Raw genomic sequence first — 15,843 nt, 5'->3', positions numbered from 1 at the left:
ATGGAAAGCCTGTACAAGGGTTTATCCATAGCGCACCATTGGTGTGCACACATAGCAACGCACCGCATAATAGGGAAAGTTGCGTCCAAAGCGCGCTCCCGCGTCACGGCCCCAGGTGCACAACACCGGCGGGCAGAGCGACCGGCCCCGTCCTGTTTGTTCTCCTGTACCGCCGCTCCGATGTCCTCCACCCCTCCCCAAGGGCCGGTGACCGACGCCTCCGTGCCCGTCGCCGCCCCTGACTCCGACGAACCCCGCTCCCTGCGCATCGAGGACTGGCTCACCGTCATCGTGATGGCCGCGCTCGCGCTGATCACCTTTGCCAACGTGCTGGTGCGCTACTTCACCAGCTCTTCCTTTGCCTGGACGGAGGAGATCTCCGTCTTCCTGATGATCGTGCTGGCCCTGGTGGCGGGCTCCGCCGCCGTGGCGCGCGACCAGCACATCCGCATCGAATACTTTGCCGAAGGCGGCTCGGCCGCCCGCCGCAAGCGCCTGGCGCAGCTGGGCGCCGTGGCCGTGGCCCTGCTGTTCGGGCTGATCGCCGTGCTCAGCGTGCGCGTGGTCTGGGACGACTACCGCTTTGGCGAGACCTCGCCAGGCATTGGCGTACCGCAGTGGTGGTATTCCATCTGGCTGCCCCTCATCTCCGCGCTGATCGCTGCGCGGGCCGTGGGCCTGCTCGTGCGCCGAAGCCGCGAAACACCGGCGTCCGACGACCCCGCCAGGGACGCCCAGCCATGATCGCCACGCTGCTGTTCGTGGCCTTCCTGGGCCTGATGTTCGTGGGCGTGCCCATCGGCGCCGCCCTGGGCCTGGCCGGTGCTGCCGCCATCGCCCTGGCCAATGCCGACAGCCAGTGGTTCGGCCTGCTGGCCGTGCCGCAGAACTTCTATGCCGGCCTGGGCAAGTACCCGCTGCTGGCGATCCCGATGTTCGTGCTGGTGGGCTCCATCTTCGACCGTTCGGGCGTGGCCTTGCGCCTCGTGAACTTCGCCGTGGCCATCGTCGGGCGCGGCCCGGGCATGCTGCCGCTGGTGGCGATTGCCGTGGCCATGTTCTTGGGCGGCATCTCGGGCTCGGGCCCGGCCAATGCCGCCGCCGTGGGCGGCGTGATGATCGCTGCCATGTCGCGCGCGGGCTACCCGCCCTCGTTCTCGGCCAGCGTGGTGGGGGCCGCGGCCGCCACCGACATCCTGATCCCGCCGTCGGTGGCGTTCATCATCTACTCGGTACTGGTGCCCGGCGCCTCTGTTCCCGCCCTGTTTGCCGCCGGCATGATTCCCGGCATCCTGGCCGGCATCGCGCTGATCGTGCCCGCCGTGTGGATGGCGCGCAAACACAAGATGGGCGCGCTCGAATCCACCATGCCCCGCCCGCCGTTCTGGAAGAGCCTGCGCGAAGCCTTGTGGGGCCTGGCTGCGCCGGTGCTGATCCTGGGCGGCATGCGCGCAGGCTGGTTCACCCCGACCGAAGCCGCCGTGGTCGCGGTGTTCTATGGCCTCTTCGTGGGCATGGTGATCCACCGCACGATCAAGGTGCGCGATCTGTTCCCCATCCTGCGCGAATCGGGAGAGCTGTCGGCGGTGATCCTCATCGTGGTCTCGCTGGCGGGCATTTTTGCCTACTCGCTGTCCACGCTGGGCGTGATCGACCCGGTGGCCAAGGCCATCGTGAACTCGGGCCTGGGCGAGTACGGCGTGCTGGCGCTGCTGATCGTGCTGCTCATCACCGTGGGCATGTTCCTCGACGGCATCTCCATCTTCCTGATCTTCGTGCCGCTGCTGCTGCCCATCATGCAGCACTACCAGTGGGACCCCGTCTGGTTCGGCGTGATCCTGACCCTCAAGGTGGCGCTGGGCCAGTTCACCCCGCCGCTGGCCGTGAACCTGATGGTCTCGTGCCGCATCGCGGGCGTGCGCATGGAATCGACCGTGCGCTGGGTCGGCTGGATGCTGTTCGCCATGTTCCTCGTGATGGTGCTTGTGATCGCCTTCCCGCCCCTGGCCCTGTGGCTGCCCGCCCGCCTGGGCTACTGAGCCCGGCCGAATCTGCCCCCTACCGTAGTACCGACAACGATCCCAAGGAGACTGAAACCATGAAATTGCGCACCTTCCTGACCTCTGCCGTCGCGGCTGCAGCCGCCCTGGCCTTCACCGCACCTGCCGCCATCGCGCAGACCGCCTACAAGAGCGAGTACCGCATGTCCCTGGTGCTGGGCACCGCCTTCCCCTGGGGCAAGGGCGGCGAGCTGTGGGCCAACAAGGTGCGCGAGCGCACCCAGGGCCGCATCAACATCAAGCTGTACCCCGGCGTCTCGCTGATCCAGGGCGACCAGACGCGCGAGTTCTCGGCGCTGCGCCAGGGCGTGATCGACATGGCCGTGGGCTCGACCATCAACTGGTCGCCCCAGGTCAAGCAGCTGAACCTGTTCTCGCTGCCCTTCCTGATGCCCGACTATGCGGCCGTGGACGCGCTCACCCAGGGCGAAGTCGGCAAGAGCATCTTCGCCACGCTGGACAAGGCCGGCGTGGTGCCGCTGGCCTGGGGCGAGAACGGCTACCGCGAGATCTCCAACTCCAAGAAGGCCATCAAGACCCCCGAGGACCTCAAGGGCCTGAAGATCCGCGTGGTGGGTTCGCCCCTGTTCCTGGACACCTTCACCGCCCTGGGCGCCAACCCCACGCAGATGAGCTGGGCCGACGCCCAGCCCGCCATGGCCAGCGGCGCCGTGGACGGCCAGGAGAACCCGATTGCCGTCTACATGGCGGCCAAGCTGCACACCGTGGCGCAAAAGCACGTGACCATGTGGGGCTACATCAACGACCCGCTGATCTTCGTGGTGAACAAGGACATCTGGAATTCCTGGACCCCGGCCGACCGCGAGATCGTCAGGCAGGCCGCCATCGACGCCGGCAAGGAAGAGATCGCCATCGCCCGCAAGGGCATGGTCGAGGCCGACAAGCCCCTGCTCAAGGACATTGCCGCCAACGGCGTGACCGTGACCCAGCTCTCCCCTGCCGAGCGCGAGGCCTTCGTGAAGGCCACGCGCCCCGTGTTCGAGAAGTGGAAGGGCCAGATCGGCGCCGACCTGGTGACCCAAGCCGAAAAGGCGATTGCCGCGCGCAAGCAATAAGCGCATAAGCACATACCGGCAGCCGATAAGGGCGGCCCGCACAATCCAAGGCGCTCCCTGTGACAAGGGAGCGCTTTTTTGTGGGCGGCCGCCTGCTGGCCCGATGCTTGCAAGTGCCGCCCCAGTGCGGGGGAACGCATCTGCCTGGGAAAAAACCCGCCGACGGGCTCCGGCTTTGCCAACTTTATCGTGCGTACACATATGGCCCCCACAATGCCTTCAACTCTGACTCACCGTCCCCCATGCCGTTCCTTCTGAATGCCGTCCGCCCGGCTGCCACGGGCTCGCTGACGCTGGCTTCCTCCCCTGCCCGCCCCGCCCGTCCCATGTCCCGGCTGAACCCGGCCTGGGTGCGAAGCTGCATCGTGGCCCTGTGCATCGGCGGCCTGGTGGCCTGCTCCGGCAAGGACCAGCCGGCCCAGGCCGGCCCCGGCAACAAGCCCGCAGGCGAACCGGCGGTGGGCGTGGTGGTGTTGGCCACCGAGAGCCAGACCCTGAGCACGGAGCTGCCGGGCCGCACCGCGGCGTTCCAGAACGCCGATATCCGCCCGCAGATCAACGGCATCATCCAGAAGCGGCTGTTCACCGAAGGCGCACTGGTCAAGGCCGGCCAGCCGCTGTACCAGGTGGACCCGGCCACCTACGAAGCCGCCCAGGCCAGTGCCCAGGCGGCCCTGGCCAAGGCGCAGGCCACCGCGCGCACGGCCCAGGTCAATGCCAAGCGCAATGCGGAGCTGGTCGAGATCGATGCCATCAGCCGCCAGGTCTTCGACGAAAGCCAGGCCGCGGTGCAACAGACGCAGGCCGACGTGGGCGTGGCGCAGGCTGCGCTGGACGCTGCACGCATCAACATGCGCTACACACGCCTGCTGGCGCCCATCTCCGGGCGCATCGGGCTATCGTCCGTGACGGCCGGTGCCCTGGTCACGGCGAACCAGACCAATGCCCTGGCCACCATCCAGCAGCTCGACCCGATCCAGGTGGACATCACGCAGTCCAGCTCGGACCTGCTGCAGTTGCGCAGACAGTGGCAAGAGGGCAAGTTCACGCGCGTGGATTCCAACCAGGCCAAGGTGAAGCTCATTCTGGAAGACGGGTCCACCTATGAAAAGGAAGGCACGTTGCAGTTCACCGGCACCGCCGTGAACCCGACGTCCGGCGCGATCACCCTGCGGGCGACCTTCCCCAACCCCGACCACCTCCTCATGCCCGGCATGTACGTGCGCTCCCAACTGGCCACCAGCGTGGCACCGCAGGCGCTGCTGCTGCCCCAGGAGGCCGTGATCCGCAACCCCGCCGGCGAGCCCAGCGTGCAGGTGGTGGGCGAGGACAACAAGCTCACCAAGCGCCCGGTGGAACTCGGCCAGGCCGTGGGCAACCGCTGGCTCGTGATCTCGGGCGTCAAGGCCGGGGAAAAGGTGATGGTGGACGGTTTCCAGAAGGCCCGCGTGGGCCAGACGGTCAAGCCCACGGTGGTCAAGCCACGTGACAAGGCCGCGCCCGCGGCGGCCACGGCCTCATCGGCCGCAGCCAGTTCCTGAGGCGCGCGCTGCGCGCACCGCCCCACCCGACCGACCTGCGACCCCACCCCGACGCTGATCCATGGCCCAGTTCTTCATCAACCGCCCGGTCTTCGCCTGGGTGCTGTCCATTGTCATCATGCTGGCGGGGGCGATGTCCATCTTCACGCTGCCGCTGGAGCAGTACCCCGACATCGCGCCACCGCGCGTGACCATCAACACCACCTACACCGGCGCCTCGGCCGGCACGGTCGACAACTCGGTGACCCAGGTGATCGAGCAGCAGCTCAAGGGCATCGACAGCCTGCTGTACATGGGCTCGACCAGCGACTCCGCAGGCCGCTCGCGCACCACCCTGACCTTCGCCCCCGGCGCCAACATCGACGTGGCCCAGGTGCAGGTGCAGAACAAGCTGCAGGCGGCCATGAACCGCCTGCCCGAGGCCGTCAAGAGCCGCGGCGTGTTCGTGAACAAGGGCGGCCAGGACTTCCTGGTGACCTATGTGTTCACCTCGCCCGATCCCACCGTGACCCAGGTGGCCATTGGCGACTACATCTCCAGCAACGTAGTCGACGTGATCGCCCGCCTGGACGGCGTGGGCGACGTGACCGTGTTCGGCACCTCCTATGCCATGCGCATCTGGATCGACCCGGCCAAGATGGAGAAGTTCGCGCTCATGCCGTCGGACCTGATCAATGCGCTCAATGCCCAGAACGCCCAGGTCTCGGCCGGCCAGCTCGGCCAGCAGCCTGCCCCCGCAGGGCAGATGCTCAACGCCACGATCACCGCTCGCACCAAGCTGCAGACAGTGCCCGAGTTCGAGAACATCGTCCTCAAGTCCGGCACCGATGGCTCGGTGGTCACCATGGCCGACGTGGCCCGGGTGGCGCTGGAGGCGGACAACCTCACCGTGAAGTCGCGCCTGAACGGGCAACCGGGCGCCGGTATCGGCATCGTGCTGGCCGACGGCGCCAACGCCATGGACGTGGCCGACGCCGTGGCGCGCAAGATGAAGGAGCTCGAGCCCTTCTTCCCCGATGGCATCAACGGCGTGGTCAGCTCCGACTCCACGCCCTTCGTGCGCGCCTCCATCGAGGAGGTGGTCAAGACGCTGGCCGAGGCCATGCTGCTGGTGGTGATCGTGATGTTCATCTTCCTGCAGAACTTCCGCGCCACGATGATCCCGGCCATCGCCGTGCCCGTGGTGCTGCTGGGCACCTTCGGCGTGCTCTCTGCGCTGGGCTACTCGATCAACATGCTGACCATGTTCGCCATGGTGCTGGCCATCGGCCTGCTGGTGGACGATGCCATCGTGGTGGTGGAAAACGTCGAGCGCGTGATGAGCGAGGAAGGCCTGCCCCCGAAGGAGGCCACGCGCAAGTCCATGAAGGAGATCACGCCGGCACTGGTGGGCATCGGCCTCACGCTGTCGGCGGTGTTCATCCCCATGGCCTTCTTCACGGGCTCCACCGGCGTGATCTACCGCCAGTTCTCGATCACCATCGTCTCGGCCATGGCGCTGTCGGTGTTCGTGGCGCTGACGCTGACACCGGCGCTGTGCGCGACCCTGCTCAAGCCCATCGAGAAAGGCCACCACGCAGCGCACGACGGCCCGCCGCGGCGCGGCCTGCTGGGCCTGAACGACCGCTTCTTCGCCTGGTTCAACCGCAGCTTCGACAGCACGGCCAACCGCTACCAGCGCGCCGTGGGCGGGCTGCTCAAGCGCAGCCTGCGCATGGTGGTCATCTACCTGGTGATCCTGCTCGCCGTGGCCTTCCTGTTCAAGAAGCTGCCCACCTCCTTCCTGCCCAATGAGGACCAGGGCTTCGTCTCGGCGATCATCACGCTGCCCTCAGGCGCCACCGACGAGCGCCTGGGTGTGGTGCTCGATGAGATCAAGGACTACTTCCTGGCCAAGCCCGAGGTGCTGCGCGTGAACTCGATCGCGGGCAACAACGGCAACCAGAACTCGGGCAACATGTTCATCCGGCTCAAGCCCTGGGCGGACCGCCCGCTGCGCAGCCAGTCCGCCGAGGTCATCGCGAGCCAGGCCACCAAGGACCTCGCCAAGATCCGCGACGCCCGCATCTTCGTGACCCTTCCTCCCGCCGTGCGCGGCCTGGGGTCGAGCGCGGGCATCAATTTCATGATCAAGGACCTCAACGGGCTGGGGCAGGATGCCCTCGTCGCTGCCAAGGACCAGTTGATCGAACTGACCCGGCAGAACCCGATCCTCACCAATGTGCGGACCACCAACTTCGACAACACCTCGGAGCTCAAGGTCACCATCGACGACCGCAAGGCTGCGGCCCAGGGGTTGACCACGGCGGACATCAACGGCGTGCTCTCCAGCGCCATGGGCGGCACCTATGTGAACGACTTCGTGCACCAGGGCCGCGTCAAGCGCGTGTATGTGCAGGGCGATGCGCCCTACCGCATGCTGCCGCAGGACATCGGCCACTGGAGTGTGCGCAACCGCAGTGGCGAAATGGTGCCCTTCTCGACCTTTGCCAGCACCTCGTGGACCAACGGCCCGCCCCAGCTCATGCGCTACAACGGCAGCCCCGCCCTGGAACTGCAGGCCGAAACCGCGCCAGGCGCCAGCTCGGGCGACGCCATGGTGGCCATCGAGGAAATCATGAAGAAACTGCCGCCCGGCATCGGCATGGAGTGGACGGGCGCATCGCTGCAGGAGCGCCGCTCGGGCTCGCAAGCGCCGCTGCTCTACGCCGTCTCCATCCTCTTCGTGTTCCTGTGCCTGGCGGCCCTGTACGAAAGCTGGAGCGTGCCGTTCTCGGTGATGCTGGCCGTGCCGCTGGGCGTGATCGGCGCCCTGCTGGCCACCTACACGCGCGGCATGACCAACGACGTGTACTTCCAGGTGGGGCTGCTCACGACCGTGGGGCTGGCGTCCAAGAACGCCATCCTGATCGTGGAGTTCGCGGTGCAGCTGCAGGAGCAGGGCAAGAGCCTGTACGACGCCACGGTGGAGGCCGTGCGCATGCGCCTGCGCCCCATCCTCATGACCTCGCTGGCCTTCGGCTTCGGCGTGCTGCCCCTGGCCATCGGCACGGGCGCGGGCGCGGGCGGCCGCCAGGCCATCGGCACCGGCGTGCTGGGCGGCATGGTCGCCTCCACGGTCCTGGGGCTGTTCTTCGTGCCGGTGTTCTTCCTGCTGGTGCGCTCGTGGTTCGCCTCGCGCAAACCCGTCCCACCCCAGCTGCCCGCCGAGGTGAAGGAGGTGCAGGCATGACCGTGCGCACCACCCTCGCGACCCGATCTGGATCTTCTATTTCCGGCGGCATGCACAAAGCCCTGCTGACCCCGCTGTGTGCCCTGCTGCTCCTGGCCGGCTGCACCAACCTGGCCCCCGGCTACGACCGCCCCGCGGCCCCGGTTCCCGCCGCCCTGGACAACGCCGCCACGGTCGCGGACGCCAGCGCGGCCACCTATGCCCCGCTGGGCTGGGATGCCGTGGTGCAGTCCGGGCAGTTGCGCGACGTGATCACCCTGGCGCTGCAGAACAACCGCGACCTGCGCTCCGCGGCCCTGGCCATCGAGCGCGCCCAGGCCCAGTACGGCGTGAGTCGCGCCGACCGGCTGCCCAGCGTGGGTGGCACGGCCCAGGGCAACCGCACGCGCACCGCCGCCGACCTGACCACGGCCGGCCGCTCGCAGATCGGCGAGCAGTACAGCGCGCAACTGGGCATCACCAGCTACGAGCTCGACTTCTTCGGCCGTGTGCGCAACCTCAACGAGGCCGCCCTGCAGGAGGTGCTGCGCGTCACCGACAACCAGCGCAGCGTGCAGCTGAGCCTGGTGGCCGAGGTCACCAGCGCCTGGCTCAACCTCGCCGCCGACCAGGCGCGCCTGGAGCTGGCGAAAGAAACACTGCGTTCGCGCGAGGCGTCGTACTCTCTGACCGAGCGCACGCACCGCCTGGGCGGTACCTCGGGCCTGGTGCTGGCGCAGAACCAGACCACGGTGGACAGTGCGCGCGCCGACGTCGCCGCCTTCACCAGCCAGGTGGCGCGCGACCGCAATGCGCTGCAGTTGCTGGTGGGTTCGCCCGTTCCGGCCACGTTGCTGCCCGCCGTACAACCCGCCCCTCCTGTACCCGTGGCCGCACAGGTCCCGGACGAACGGCGCAGCGCGCGCGTGACGCAGGCGGCCGCACCGGTGCCCATGCTGCGCGAGAGCGCCTTGCAGCTGCTGGCCGTGCCCGCGCAGATCCCCTCGAGTGTGCTGCTCACGCGCCCCGACGTGATGGCAGCCGAGCGCAGCCTGCAGGCCACCTATGCCAACATCGGCGCTGCGCGTGCGGCCTTCTTCCCCAGCATCTCGCTCACGGCCAGCGTGGGCACGGCGAGCACCGAGCTCTCGGGCCTGTTCGGCAGCGGCAACCTGCTGTGGAGCTTCGTGCCGCAGATCCGCCTGCCGATCTTCGACGGCGGCCGCAACCAGGCCAACCTGGACGTCGCCCAGGCCAACCAGCGCATCGCCCTCACGCAGTACGAGAAGGTCATCCAGACCGCCTTCCGCGAAGCGGCGGACGCACTCGCCGAGCGCGCCACCCTGACGGACCGCATCACCGCGCAGACCTCGCTGCTGGCCGCGACGGAGCGCGTCTACGCCCTGTCCGAAGCCCGCTTCAAGGCCGGTGCCGACAACTACCTCACGGTGCTCGACGCCCAGCGCTCGCTGTACGCGGCGCAGCAGACCTTGCTGAGCCTGCAGCTGGCCGAGCAGACCAACCGCATCACCTTGTACAAGGTACTCGGCGGGGGCTGAGCCCCCGACGACCTGCCCATTGCTGGTGGGGGCCGACTCAGATGGGCGATACCGGTGCCTCGCCCGCGAGGTGGCGGCGCGCGTTCTCGACAAAGCGGTCCACCGAGGCCTGCACCGCTTCGGGTGACCAGCCGCCCACATGGGGGGTGAGCACCACGCTGGGCAGGTCCAGCAGCTCGGCCGGTGGCGCGGGCTCGCTCTCGTACACATCCAGGCCCGCGCCCGCAATGCGGCCGTCACGCAAGGCGCTGGCCAGCGCCGCGGTATCGATCACGCTGCCGCGCGCGATGTTGACCACATAGCCGCGCGGTCCCAGGGCAGCGAGCACCGAGGCGTTGACCAGGTGCTTGGTGCCCGGGCCGCCGGGCGTGGCCACGACCAGGAAATCCGCCCATTCGGCCAGCGCTGTCACGTCGCCGAAGTAGCGGTAAGGCACATCGCTGCGCTCGCTGCGGTTGTGGTAGCCGACCTGCAGGTCGAAGCCCAGCGCGCGCTGCGCGATCTTCTTGCCGATGGTGCCCAGGCCGACGATGCCGATGCGCTTGTGCGACACATTGGGTGGCAGCGGCAAGGCCGTGCGCCACACGCCCTGGCGGGTGGCGACGTCGAGTTGGGGAATGCCGCGCACGGCGGCGATCAACAGGCCGAAGGCGTGGTCGGCCACGCAGTCGTCGTTGGTACCCGCACCATTGGCTAGCACGATGCCGTGCGCCTTGGCATGGGCCACGGCGATGTTCTCGTAGCCCGCACCCAGCGCACAGATCAGCGTGGCGGCCGGCAGCGCATCGATCTGCGCCGGCGTGATGCCGATGGAGCCGATGGTGAGCACCACGCGCACGCGGCTGCCATGCTCGGCAATGGCCTTCGCATGCTGGGCGGCGTCGGGTGCGTAAACCAGCTCGAAGGTTTCCGACAGCTGGGCGCAATGTTCCTCGGCAAGGAATGAGAGGGCAAGCAGGACAGGTTTCATGGCAGTGGAATCAAAAGGAAATCAAAAGCGATGGTTGTCGTGGCTGGAGGCAAGGTTCATGCCGCGGCGTCGCTCTGCTGCAGCGCCCACATGCTGGCGTAGCGCCCGCGCTGGGCCAGCAGTTCGGCGTGGGTGCCGCGCTCGATGATGCGGCCGGCGTCCATGACCAGGATCTCGTGCGCATCGACCACGGTGGACAGGCGGTGCGCGATCAGCAGCGTGGTCTTGTTCTGGGCGGCGCTTTGCAGCTCGGACTGGATGGCGCGCTCGTTGGCCGAGTCGAGCGCCGAGGTGGCCTCGTCGAAGATCAGGATGGGCGGGTTCTTGAGCAGCGTGCGGGCGATGGCCACGCGCTGCTTCTCGCCGCCCGAGAGCTTGAGCCCGCGCTCGCCCACCATGGCCCCATAGCCGGCCGGCGTGCCGGCTATGAAGTCGTGGATGCGCGCCGAGCGGGCGGCCGCTTCCACCTCGGCCTGGCTGGCGCCTGGGCGGCCGTAGGCGATGTTGTAGGCGATGGTGTCGTTGAAGAGCACCGTGTCCTGCGGCACGATGCCGATGGCCTGGCGCACGCTGGCCTGGGTCACCGCGCGGATCTCCTGCCCGGCGATGGTGATGCGCCCCTGCTGGATGTCGTAGAAGCGGTACAGCAGCCGCGCCAGGGTCGACTTGCCCGAGCCCGAGGGCCCGACCACGGCCACCGTCTTGCCGGCGGGGATTTCGAAGCTCACGCCCTGCAGGATGGGCCGGCCGGCGGCCAGGCCCTCTCCCTTGCGCGTGTCGTAGGCGAAATGCACATCCTCGAAACGCACTGTGGCCTGGTCGAGGCCCGACAGCGGCAGCGCACCGGGAGCATCGGCCACCTCGCGCTCCTTGTCCATCAGCACGAACATCTTGTCCAGGTCGGTCAGGCTCTGCTTGATCTCGCGGTAGATCACCCCGAGGAAGTTGAGCGGTATGTACAGCTGGATCATGAAGGCGTTGACCATGACCAGGTCACCGAGCGTCATGCGCCCGTCGACCACACCCTGCGTCGCGCGCCACAGCATGGCCACCAGGCCGATGGCGATGATCAACTGCTGCCCGGCGTTGAGCATGGACAGCGTGGTCTGGCTCTTCAGGCGCGCATGGCGCAGCCGCTCCAGGCTTTCGTCGTAGCGGCGCGCCTCGAAGCCTTCGTTGTTGAAGTACTTGACGGTTTCGTAGTTGAGCAGCGAATCCACCGCCTTGGTGTGCGCGGCCGAGTCGAACTCGTTGGCCTCGCGCCGGAACTGCGTGCGCCACTCGGTCACCAACACGGTGAACAGGATGTAGAACGCCAAGGCCGCCAGCGTGATCCAGGCAAACCACGCGTCGAACTTGACGGCCAGCACGGTGAGCACCAGGGCCACTTCGACCAGCGTGGCCACCACGTTGAACAGGGTGAAGGAGATCAGCGACTCGATGCCGCGCACGCCGCGCTCGATGTCGCGCGTCATGCCGCCGGTCTGCCGCTCCAGGTGAAAGCGCAGGCTCAAGGCATGCAGGTGCTCGAAGGTCTGCAGCGCAATCGAACGCGCGGCACCCTGCGTGGCCTTGGCGAACACCAGTTCGCGCAATTCGCTGAAGATAGAGGTGGACAGGCGCAGGGCGCCGTAGGCCAGCAACAGCCCCACCGGCACCACCAGCAAGGTGGCCGGCTCGCCCAGCTTCAGGTCCATGGCATCCACCAGGGTCTTGAGCAGCACGGGCACGCCCACGTTGGCCATCTTGGCGCCCACCATGAAGACGATGGCCGCGACCACACGCCACTTGTACTGCCACAGGTAGGGCAGCAAGCGGCCGATGGTGGCCCAGTCGGAGGGAGGGGTTGCAGCGGCCAAAGCCGGTGCCTGGGCAGGGTGGGGTTCGCCGACAGGGCGCATGGGGGACAATTCCGGTTGTTGTTTTTACCGACCCGGCTGGCGCCTGGGTGGTTTTCTCGGGGCGTGCCCTGGAGTCCACCCGTGGTGTCCCCCAGCATCCGTGCCAGCCCCAACCGAGATTGTGCCCATGTCCGAGAATTTCAGCCCACCCGCCGCCCAATTGCCCACCGACAAGGAACTGGTGCTCAAGGTCATCCCCATGCCGGCGGACACCAATGGCAATGGCGACATATTCGGCGGCTGGGTCATGGCACAGGTCGACCTGGCCGGCTCCGTGCTGCCGGCGCGCTACATGCAGGGCCGCATGGCCACCGTGGCGGTCAACGAGTTCATCTTCAAGCAGCCCGTGCGCGTGGGCGACATCCTGTCGTTCTTCTCGTCGATCACGCGCGTGGGCAACACCTCGGTCACCGTGCAGGTGGAGGTATATGCCGAGCGCTTTGCCGACCAGGGGCGCTACGTCAAGGTGACGGAAGCGCGCCTGACCTACGTGGCCATCGACGACGAAGGCCGTCCGCGCCCCGTGCCGCGCCCGAAGAAGGAAGGCGAGTAGTCAGCAGACAAGAAAGACCGACCGGGCCCCGGCAGGGCACCGGTCGTCAGCGGGCGGTCGTTCAGGCCGCCAGCGCGGTCGGTTCGGCACGCACCGGCTGCTGCGCAGGCAGCGCGCTGCGCAATGCCGACGAGGCGCTGCCCGAGCCGATGCCGGATTCGATCTCGCCAGCGAGCTGGCCGCCCTCTTCCACCACCAGCTTGCCATAGCGGATCTTGCCGTTGACCTTGCCGGTGCTGTAGATCACGAGCTTCTGGCGCACCGTGAGCGTGCCGTTGAACTCGCCATGGATTTCGGCGATGTCGATCTCGGCCGAGCCGCGGAAGGCCCCGTGCTCGGAGATCTGGATCACGCGCGAGTCCATGGTGGCCTCTACCGTGCCTTCGACCACAAGGGTGTCGCAATCGGTGATTTCCACGCCCTTGAGCTTGATGTTGGGGCCCACCGTGAGCTTGCTGCCGGTGGAATCCACGGCCGACGAGGGCTTGGCCAGGGCCGGGCTGACCGGTGCCGATGCCGGCGCGGCACCGCTGGCGGACGAACTGGCCACCGGGCTGCTCAGGCCGGTGGAGTTGGAAGGACTGTGGCGGGGCTGAAACGACTCGGGTTCACGCTTGCCAAAGAAGGGGTTTTGCACGGCCATCGGTACTCCTTGAAAAGAGATTTCATCGTAGGAGTGCACCTACGCGACGGATGCGTGCATTGCGCAAGAACGGTAACCAAACGGTTCATCCGTAGCATGCGCTTGCAATGTTTGCGGGCACTCACATCCGGCGCATTACATCCTCGACGGGATATCCTGCTTTTTTTGAGCCCGCGTCAGGAAACGATGTAGGCCGCCGCCCCTGCGGACATGATCTCCCCGTTGGGCCCCTTGAACTCCATGCGCGTGGTGGCCACGCGCGAGCCCAGGCGCAGCACCTCGGCGTGCAGCGTGAAGTGGCTGCCGATGCCCGGACGCAGGTAGTCGATGCGCAGGTCGATGGTGCCAAGTTTGGCAAAGCGGTGCAGTCGCTGCTCGGGCGCTTCGTCCATGTGGCGCCCGCCGATGGCCGCCATCACGGCCAGGCCGCCCATGGCATCGAGCCCGGCGCTGATCACGCCGCCGTGCACGCGGTTGTACGCATAGTGGCCCACCAGCTCGGGCTTCATCTCGATGCGCCCCTCCACCCGGTCGGGGTGCAGGGCGGTGATCTTCAGGCCCAGCACCTGGTTGAAGACGATCTTTTCCTCGAAGATGGATTTCAGGCCGGCCACGAATTCGGGCTCGAATTCCTGCGGCAGTGCGGTGCTGGTCTTGCTCATGGTGTTCCTGTTCGGTGTCTCCGTGCGCTCTGCAATGGATAGCGGGCCATGCCATCCAAGTAAGCATTTCAGGCCATTTTCAATCAAAACTTTCCATGCCGCCCCTGGCCCGCGGTGAAGCGCTCCGCGCCCTGCAGCGCATCGGCCAAGCAGGCCCGCCCGCCCTGCCACTCCTGCAGCAGCGCCTGCGCCAGCGGCAGGCCCTCTTGTGCGAAGGCACTGGCGCGGTCGGCCCGCAGCGTGGCCTGCGGAAAGGCGGTGATCTCGTGCGCCAGCGCCAGCGCGGCCGCCAGGGCCTGGCCGGGCGGCACCACGCGGTTGCAAAGGCCCATGCGCAAGGCCTCGGGGGCCTCGACCTTGCGGCCCGTGAGGATCAGATCGAGCGCCTGCGACAGCCCGATGAGGCGCGGCAGGCGCACCGTTCCGCCGTCGATCAGCGGCACGCCGAAGCGGCGGCAGTACACGCCGAAATAGGCGCCCTCCTCCATCACACGCAGGTCGCACCACAGGGCCAGCTCCATGCCGCCGGCCACGGCCGCACCGCTGACGGCGGCCACCACGGGCTTGGACAGCTGCAGCCGGCTCGGGCCCATGGGGGCGGCGGGGTCCGGTGTACCGGCCGCATAGTCGAGCGATTGCGCCAGTGCCTTGGGCGACGTACCCTCGGCCTGCAGCCGCGCCCCCGACTGCAGGTCCCAGCCCGCGCAGAAGTGGCCACCCGCGCCATGGAACACGGCCACGTCGGCCGTGTCGTCGCGCTCGAACGCCAGGAAGGCCGCGTGCAGCGCACGGGCCGTCGCCGCATCGACCGCGTTGCGCACCTCGGGCCGGTGGAGTGTCACCAGCGTGACACGGCCTTGCTTTTCTACCTCGATGGACATGGACTCCTCCACGCGCCGCATAGGACGCAACCCTTATTGCGCGCCCCCTGGCAAAGGGACAACATGCGCGGTGCCCTGGCAGTGCCTGCACTCAGGGTTAGCCCCGAGTGCGGCAGGGGCCGCACGCAGGCACCATTATTTATGCAAAGCAATTGCTTTGTATAAATATTCCGGAGGGCCAGTGTGCAATTCGTGCAACTGTTGATCAGCGGTATCGCCCAGGGGTGCATCTACGGCCTGATCGCGCTCGGCTTCGTTCTCATCTACAAGGCCACGGAAACCGTGAGCTTCGCCCAGGGCGAGCTCATGATGCTGGGCGCCTTCTGCGGCCTGGCGCTGATGACGGTGCTCGGCTTCCCCTTCTGGGTGGCGGTGCTGGCCAGCATCGCAGCCATGGGCCTGTTCGGCACCGTGCTCGAGCGCGCGGTGATCCGCCCCATCCTGGGCCAGCCGGCCTTCTCCATCGTCATGCTGACCATCGGCATCGGCTACGTACTGCGCGGCCTGGTGACGATGATCCCCGCCATCGGCACCGAGACGCACACCCTGCCCGTGCCCTACAAGGACCTGTCGTTCAAGCTTGGCGCGCTGGTGCTCAACGCCGAGCAGCTGGCCGTGATCGGCGCCACCGGCGTGCTGTGTGCGCTGTTGTTCGCACTGTTTCGCTACAGCAAGCTCGGCATCGCCATGCAGGCCTCGTCGCAAAACCAGCTGGCGGCCTACTACATGGGCATTCCCGTGCAGCGCCTCAACGGCCTGGCCTGGGGCCTGGCCGCCGCCGTGGCG

The 15,843-nt window shown here is 67.5% G+C and carries 13 protein-coding genes; 8 read left to right on the top strand and 5 right to left on the bottom strand.

Translation table 11 applies throughout. The annotated features are described in order from the left end of the window. The first annotated feature begins 180 nt into the window (after nucleotides 1-180). The 6 genes from PMI14_RS20720 to PMI14_RS20695 all read left to right on the top strand — a co-directional run bounded on the left by PMI14_RS20720 (nucleotide 181) and on the right by PMI14_RS20695 (nucleotide 9,447). A complete protein-coding gene (locus tag PMI14_RS20720) occupies nucleotides 181-744 on the top strand; it encodes a TRAP transporter small permease (protein WP_007857315.1) in 564 nt (187 codons plus the stop codon). Further along, nucleotides 741-2,039, top strand: a complete 1,299-nt coding sequence (locus PMI14_RS20715; RefSeq protein ID WP_007857314.1) for a TRAP transporter large permease — start codon at nucleotides 741-743, stop codon at nucleotides 2,037-2,039. Before PMI14_RS20720 ends, PMI14_RS20715 begins: the two co-directional genes overlap by 4 nt. 59 nt (nucleotides 2,040-2,098) lie before the next feature. Further along, nucleotides 2,099-3,136 carry a DctP family TRAP transporter solute-binding subunit gene (locus PMI14_RS20710; RefSeq protein ID WP_007857313.1) on the top strand — a complete coding sequence of 346 codons (1,038 nt, stop codon included), beginning with the start codon at nucleotides 2,099-2,101 and terminating at the stop codon, nucleotides 3,134-3,136. A 242-nt stretch (nucleotides 3,137-3,378) separates the two neighbouring features. Beyond that, nucleotides 3,379-4,677 carry an efflux RND transporter periplasmic adaptor subunit gene (locus PMI14_RS20705; RefSeq protein WP_007857312.1) on the top strand — a complete coding sequence of 433 codons (1,299 nt, stop codon included), beginning with the start codon at nucleotides 3,379-3,381 and terminating at the stop codon, nucleotides 4,675-4,677. 61 nt (nucleotides 4,678-4,738) lie between these two features. Next, nucleotides 4,739-7,909 carry an efflux RND transporter permease subunit gene (locus PMI14_RS20700; protein ID WP_007857311.1) on the top strand — a complete coding sequence of 1,057 codons (3,171 nt, stop codon included), beginning with the start codon at nucleotides 4,739-4,741 and terminating at the stop codon, nucleotides 7,907-7,909. A 50-nt stretch (nucleotides 7,910-7,959) separates the two neighbouring features. After that, nucleotides 7,960-9,447, top strand: a complete 1,488-nt coding sequence (locus PMI14_RS20695; protein WP_035204877.1) for a TolC family protein — start codon at nucleotides 7,960-7,962, stop codon at nucleotides 9,445-9,447. Between the two features lie 37 nt (nucleotides 9,448-9,484). Here the strand turns inward: PMI14_RS20695 and PMI14_RS20690 are convergent, their stop codons facing one another. Then, complete coding sequence (locus PMI14_RS20690) at nucleotides 9,485-10,417, bottom strand: 2-hydroxyacid dehydrogenase (protein WP_007857309.1); 933 nt, start codon at nucleotides 10,415-10,417, stop codon at nucleotides 9,485-9,487. Between the two features lie 56 nt (nucleotides 10,418-10,473). Next, nucleotides 10,474-12,318 carry an ABC transporter ATP-binding protein/permease gene (locus PMI14_RS20685; protein WP_007857308.1) on the bottom strand — a complete coding sequence of 615 codons (1,845 nt, stop codon included), beginning with the start codon at nucleotides 12,316-12,318 and terminating at the stop codon, nucleotides 10,474-10,476. Nucleotides 12,319-12,445: 127 nt separating this feature from the next. Between PMI14_RS20685 and PMI14_RS20680 the strand changes: the two genes are divergently transcribed. Next, nucleotides 12,446-12,871 (top strand): acyl-CoA thioesterase, encoded by a 426-nt coding sequence (locus tag PMI14_RS20680; RefSeq protein ID WP_007857307.1) that lies wholly within the window; start codon nucleotides 12,446-12,448, stop codon nucleotides 12,869-12,871. 61 nt (nucleotides 12,872-12,932) lie between these two features. Here the strand turns inward: PMI14_RS20680 and PMI14_RS20675 are convergent, their stop codons facing one another. The 3 genes from PMI14_RS20675 to PMI14_RS20665 all read right to left on the bottom strand — a co-directional run bounded on the left by PMI14_RS20675 (nucleotide 12,933) and on the right by PMI14_RS20665 (nucleotide 15,057). Next, a complete protein-coding gene (locus tag PMI14_RS20675) occupies nucleotides 12,933-13,514 on the bottom strand; it encodes a polymer-forming cytoskeletal protein (RefSeq protein ID WP_007857306.1) in 582 nt (193 codons plus the stop codon). Between the two features lie 176 nt (nucleotides 13,515-13,690). Then, on the bottom strand, nucleotides 13,691-14,176 hold the full coding sequence (locus PMI14_RS20670; protein WP_007857305.1) for a thioesterase family protein: 486 nt from the start codon (nucleotides 14,174-14,176) through the stop codon (nucleotides 13,691-13,693). Between the two features lie 83 nt (nucleotides 14,177-14,259). Beyond that, nucleotides 14,260-15,057 carry a crotonase/enoyl-CoA hydratase family protein gene (locus PMI14_RS20665; RefSeq protein ID WP_007857304.1) on the bottom strand — a complete coding sequence of 266 codons (798 nt, stop codon included), beginning with the start codon at nucleotides 15,055-15,057 and terminating at the stop codon, nucleotides 14,260-14,262. A 183-nt stretch (nucleotides 15,058-15,240) separates the two neighbouring features. On the opposite strand from PMI14_RS20665, the gene PMI14_RS20660 reads away from it, so the two are divergent. Next, the coding region (locus tag PMI14_RS20660; RefSeq protein ID WP_007857302.1) for a branched-chain amino acid ABC transporter permease at nucleotides 15,241-15,843 on the top strand (603 nt) is incomplete at its 3' end.

It is taken from the genome of Acidovorax sp. CF316 (genome assembly GCF_000276605.1).
Lineage (GTDB): Bacteria > Pseudomonadota > Gammaproteobacteria > Burkholderiales > Burkholderiaceae_C > Acidovorax.
The sequence above is the reverse complement of the archived record's forward strand: the minus strand, read 5'-3'. Positions and strand labels throughout refer to the sequence as shown.

Coding starts and splice junctions, on each gene's coding strand:
- PMI14_RS20685 (WP_007857308.1), bottom strand. CDS start 12,318: ATGCGCCCTGTCGGCGAACCCCACCCTGCCCAGGCACCGGCTTTGGCC.
- PMI14_RS20690 (WP_007857309.1), bottom strand. CDS start 10,417: ATGAAACCTGTCCTGCTTGCCCTCTCATTCCTTGCCGAGGAACATTGC.
- PMI14_RS20710 (WP_007857313.1), top strand. CDS start 2,099: ATGAAATTGCGCACCTTCCTGACCTCTGCCGTCGCGGCTGCAGCCGCC.
- PMI14_RS20695 (WP_035204877.1), top strand. CDS start 7,960: ATGCACAAAGCCCTGCTGACCCCGCTGTGTGCCCTGCTGCTCCTGGCC.
- PMI14_RS20715 (WP_007857314.1), top strand. CDS start 741: ATGATCGCCACGCTGCTGTTCGTGGCCTTCCTGGGCCTGATGTTCGTG.
- PMI14_RS20720 (WP_007857315.1), top strand. CDS start 181: ATGTCCTCCACCCCTCCCCAAGGGCCGGTGACCGACGCCTCCGTGCCC.
- PMI14_RS20670 (WP_007857305.1), bottom strand. CDS start 14,176: ATGAGCAAGACCAGCACCGCACTGCCGCAGGAATTCGAGCCCGAATTC.
- PMI14_RS20675 (WP_007857306.1), bottom strand. CDS start 13,514: ATGGCCGTGCAAAACCCCTTCTTTGGCAAGCGTGAACCCGAGTCGTTT.
- PMI14_RS20680 (WP_007857307.1), top strand. CDS start 12,446: ATGTCCGAGAATTTCAGCCCACCCGCCGCCCAATTGCCCACCGACAAG.
- PMI14_RS20665 (WP_007857304.1), bottom strand. CDS start 15,057: ATGTCCATCGAGGTAGAAAAGCAAGGCCGTGTCACGCTGGTGACACTC.
- PMI14_RS20700 (WP_007857311.1), top strand. CDS start 4,739: ATGGCCCAGTTCTTCATCAACCGCCCGGTCTTCGCCTGGGTGCTGTCC.
- PMI14_RS20705 (WP_007857312.1), top strand. CDS start 3,379: ATGCCGTTCCTTCTGAATGCCGTCCGCCCGGCTGCCACGGGCTCGCTG.